General features: G+C 55.8%; 4 protein-coding genes and 1 pseudogene. 4 read left to right on the top strand and 1 reads right to left on the bottom strand.

Annotated elements, in window-relative coordinates; genetic code table 11:
* From R6V78_RS17425 to R6V78_RS17435, 3 genes and pseudogenes are all read left to right on the top strand, one after another.
* Positions 1-302 (top strand): annotated as a pseudogene (locus tag R6V78_RS17425) (hypothetical protein); the annotation flags it as partial.
* Positions 299-982 carry a phosphoribosylanthranilate isomerase gene (locus R6V78_RS17430; protein WP_410290655.1) on the top strand — a complete coding sequence of 228 codons (684 nt, stop codon included), beginning with the start codon at positions 299-301 and terminating at the stop codon, positions 980-982. The pseudogene R6V78_RS17425 and the gene R6V78_RS17430, both read left to right, overlap by 4 nt.
* A gap of 36 nt (positions 983-1,018) precedes the next feature.
* Positions 1,019-1,294, top strand: coding sequence for a YheU family protein (locus tag R6V78_RS17435; protein WP_410290656.1), 276 nt, complete (start codon positions 1,019-1,021; stop codon positions 1,292-1,294).
* Positions 1,295-1,340: 46 nt separating this feature from the next.
* Here the strand turns inward: R6V78_RS17435 and R6V78_RS17440 are convergent, their stop codons facing one another.
* On the bottom strand, positions 1,341-2,582 hold the full coding sequence (locus R6V78_RS17440) for a hypothetical protein (protein WP_410290657.1): 1,242 nt from the start codon (positions 2,580-2,582) through the stop codon (positions 1,341-1,343).
* A 368-nt stretch (positions 2,583-2,950) separates the two neighbouring features.
* On the opposite strand from R6V78_RS17440, the gene R6V78_RS17445 reads away from it, so the two are divergent.
* A partial coding sequence (locus R6V78_RS17445) for a TetR/AcrR family transcriptional regulator (RefSeq protein ID WP_410290658.1) occupies positions 2,951-3,280 on the top strand: 330 nt, incomplete at its 3' end.

Below are 3,280 nucleotides of genomic sequence, written 5' to 3' on the forward strand. Positions count from 1 at the left end.
CCCACACCCTGGACGAAGTCCGACAGATCGAACAGCTGCCTTTCGATCTGATGGGCATCAACAACCGCGACATCACCATCTTTGAGGTGGACGACAACGACGTGGCCAACACCGAGGTCCTGGCCCGCCATTGCCGGGGCGCGCGTATCCTGATCAGCGAGAGCGCCATCGGCTGCGGCGAGGACGTACGACGCGCCGGCAAGGGCGGTGCCGATGCCGTCCTGGTCGGCACGGCGGTTCTAAAGGCTGAAGACACGGGTGCCTTTCTTGAAGAGTTGACCGCCGTGGGATGGCCGCCATGACCCGCATCAAGATCTGCGGCATCACCACCGAGGAGGACATCCGCCTGTGCGTCGCCAGCGGGGCCGCCGCCCTGGGCTTCGTCGTGGAGTATCCTGTCGACGTGCCCTGGAACCTGGATCGAAATGCCGCTGCTGCCCTGCTGCGCGGCACACCCCCCTTCGTGACGCGCGTGATCGTGGTCGGCGACGATCCGGCAACGGTTATCGATTTGACCGAACAATTAAAACCCCATGCCGTCCAACTGCACGGCAACGAACCCATCGCCGTGACCGCAACGCTAGTCGCCGAAATTCACAAGCGCGGCGCCCAAGCGCTCAAACCCCTGCGCTTCTCCGTGGAAACCGGCCAGTGCCGCGCCGCCTGCGCGGACCCGCTCGAAGCCGCGCGTTTGATCGAACAGGCCGGGGCCGACGCCCTGATACTCGATTCGGTGAGCGACACCCGTCCGGCCGGTACCGGAAAAAGCGTCGATTGGACCCTCGCCCGCCAGATCCGCGACCAGGTTCGCCTGCCACTCATCCTGGCCGGTGGTCTGCACGCCGGCAACGTCGGTCAGGCGGTGGCTGCCGTGCAGCCCTATGGCGTGGACGTGATCAGCGGCGTCGAAAGCCCGGTCGGTCGAAAAGATCCCGCCAAGGTCCACGCCTTTGTCCGGGCGGTCACGCGTTCAGCCGGGTAGCGCATGATCGCGGGATGCCTTTTAAGGAGCTTGATGATGAATACACCGAGGATCGAGCAGGGCCTGATCATCCCCTATGAAAAACTCAGCAGCGATGCCCTTCGCGGCTTGATCGAAGAGGTGGTCACCCGTGATGGTACGGATAACGGTTACGATCAGGCCACTTTAGCGCAGAACGTGGACAAGGTCATGGAGCAGCTGCGTCGCAAGGAGGCGGTGATTGTCTATGACCAATGCACCCAAACGGCCAATATCGTGACAGTCCGGCATCTTCGCCTGTCGCCGTCCGATCAGGTCAAGTCTTCCCCATGATCCATCTGATACGAAACCATAACGCCGGCGGATAATCCGCGGTCGATTACAGGCGGAACATGGTCGGTTTGTCGTCCGCGCCGATTTCGATGCCGACCACGTCGCCGGTCTTGAAACCGATACGCTGAAGGCTTTTGAGGATGTGGTCATGATTGGCGGCCGACCAGAACACCGACCAGATGGGATTGCGGACCGTATCGATACCGTAGGCGTCATGCCCGCACAGGTTGATGTGAAACCCATCTTTACTGATCAAGGTATCGGCTTCGGCGATAAATGCATCCTGGAAATATTGATGGTTATACAGGGCCTTGGTCAATTGCTGCTGCAATTCCGGCGTATCGTCTAAATAGTGGTTGGCGATCTGATATATCTCGGCCGAAGGTTCGATGGAAAGGCCGAGGATGGCAAACCGCCGGTTTCTCAGGGCAAAATTCTCCATGGTGCGCTCGTAGGCCTGGATCTCTTCCATCAGGCGGTCGAGGTCGATCTGCGTGGGAAGTTTGGAGCGCTCGAGCACCAGCTCCTCGCAGCGATCGATTAAATTCATGTAAAGCGCATTGGTATCCATGACATACAGCGACCGTTCGCGATAGTTCCGGCGTCTGCGGATGCGACGCAAGCCGTCGAGCCGCACCGATCGTTTGTCTTCCCGGGCTTCTAGAATTTCGACTTTGGAGATATCCTTGGCCTGGACCACAAAGATGCGGTTGTCTTCCCCGATGATAAATTCGATTTCGCAGCGAAAGCCCAGGCAGTTCTCAATCTGCTGCGAAATGTCCAGCAGTTTGCGGTCGTGGGGTGTGCGGGTGATGAATGGGTCGCTGCGGACCTTATGGTCCCGGTCCCGGCAATAGCCGAACTCCCAGTGATCCCACAGTTTTTTGGCCATGACGCTGGATCCATGGATAAACGGCATGACGATTACGCCCATTTTTTCGCTGTCGAGCGGCGGCGCGCCCTCGAAAAACTGCTGCCGCAAAATGGAAAGCCGCTTGGTGACTTGGGCATAACGGATCATGCGCCGGCGGGCAAACACAATGCCGTCCAGATCTGCATAAGTTTCCAGTGAATCGAAAGTTCCTGCCTTATAAAAAGCTTCCTGAGGATGGGCGCTGCGGGCGATGACCTTGAAGCTTTCCCGGTGTCTTTTTAAGAAGGTTTCCAGGGATTCGAAATTTTTGTTCTCAAAATCCTCGGCCGGCACATAAATAAAATCGGGCACAACAAATCCGCATGTGCTCAATTTTTCCAGCAACTGGGCTTTTTCCGGTGGAAAATCGGTCATCAATCCCCTCTCCATAATACGGTTTAAACACAATACTGTTCACTTAAGGTTTTCAATCTTCCATCCGGGCGGGTGTAAAACCCGCCCCTACACCGCCCGTATATTGCCGTTGCGTGTCGTCCTGCCCAGGCCTCGTAGGGGCGGGTTTTACACCCGCCCACAGCATCCTCTCAAGTGAACGGCATTGGGTTTAAGCATCGGGACCGTGTTCGGCCTAATTACCGTATTAGGCCATAGCCAGCATGAAAGTCAACGACCCGTGACGGATGACCGTGGCTCGTGCGGACAGATCCCGAAGGAATTCTTGATAGGAATGCACAGGAGGAACGAATCTATTTTCTTGACAGATTGAAAGGATGCATTTTAGTATGAATAAAAACCTGACAAGCGTCTGTCAGTCTGGCCTTATTTCCCAACCTATTATTTTGTATGGCTTTACTAAGCAACCCGTTATCGTTCTAAAACAGACAAGATGCCGTTGTGAGGATATTCACGGCAACTATTTTACCCCATCAGGTGAAAGAATGCACAAGATAAAGACCAATATCAAAAATCCTGAATTGGTTGAAAAACGGCGCAACCAGATTTCGGCGGCAGCGTCGGAGCTTTTCAGGACCAAGGGCTATCACGCCACGAGCATGAGGACGATATGTCGAAAAGCAAAACTTAATCAGGGAAGTTTTTATGACTACTTCGGC

Origin of the sequence: Desulfosarcina sp. (genome assembly GCF_046496365.1) — a bacterium.
In the GTDB taxonomy this organism is placed as follows: Bacteria; Desulfobacterota; Desulfobacteria; order Desulfobacterales; family Desulfosarcinaceae; genus Desulfosarcina.

Coding starts and splice junctions, on each gene's coding strand:
- R6V78_RS17435 (WP_410290656.1), top strand. CDS start 1,019: ATGAATACACCGAGGATCGAGCAGGGCCTGATCATCCCCTATGAAAAA.
- R6V78_RS17440 (WP_410290657.1), bottom strand. CDS start 2,582: ATGACCGATTTTCCACCGGAAAAAGCCCAGTTGCTGGAAAAATTGAGC.
- R6V78_RS17430 (WP_410290655.1), top strand. CDS start 299: ATGACCCGCATCAAGATCTGCGGCATCACCACCGAGGAGGACATCCGC.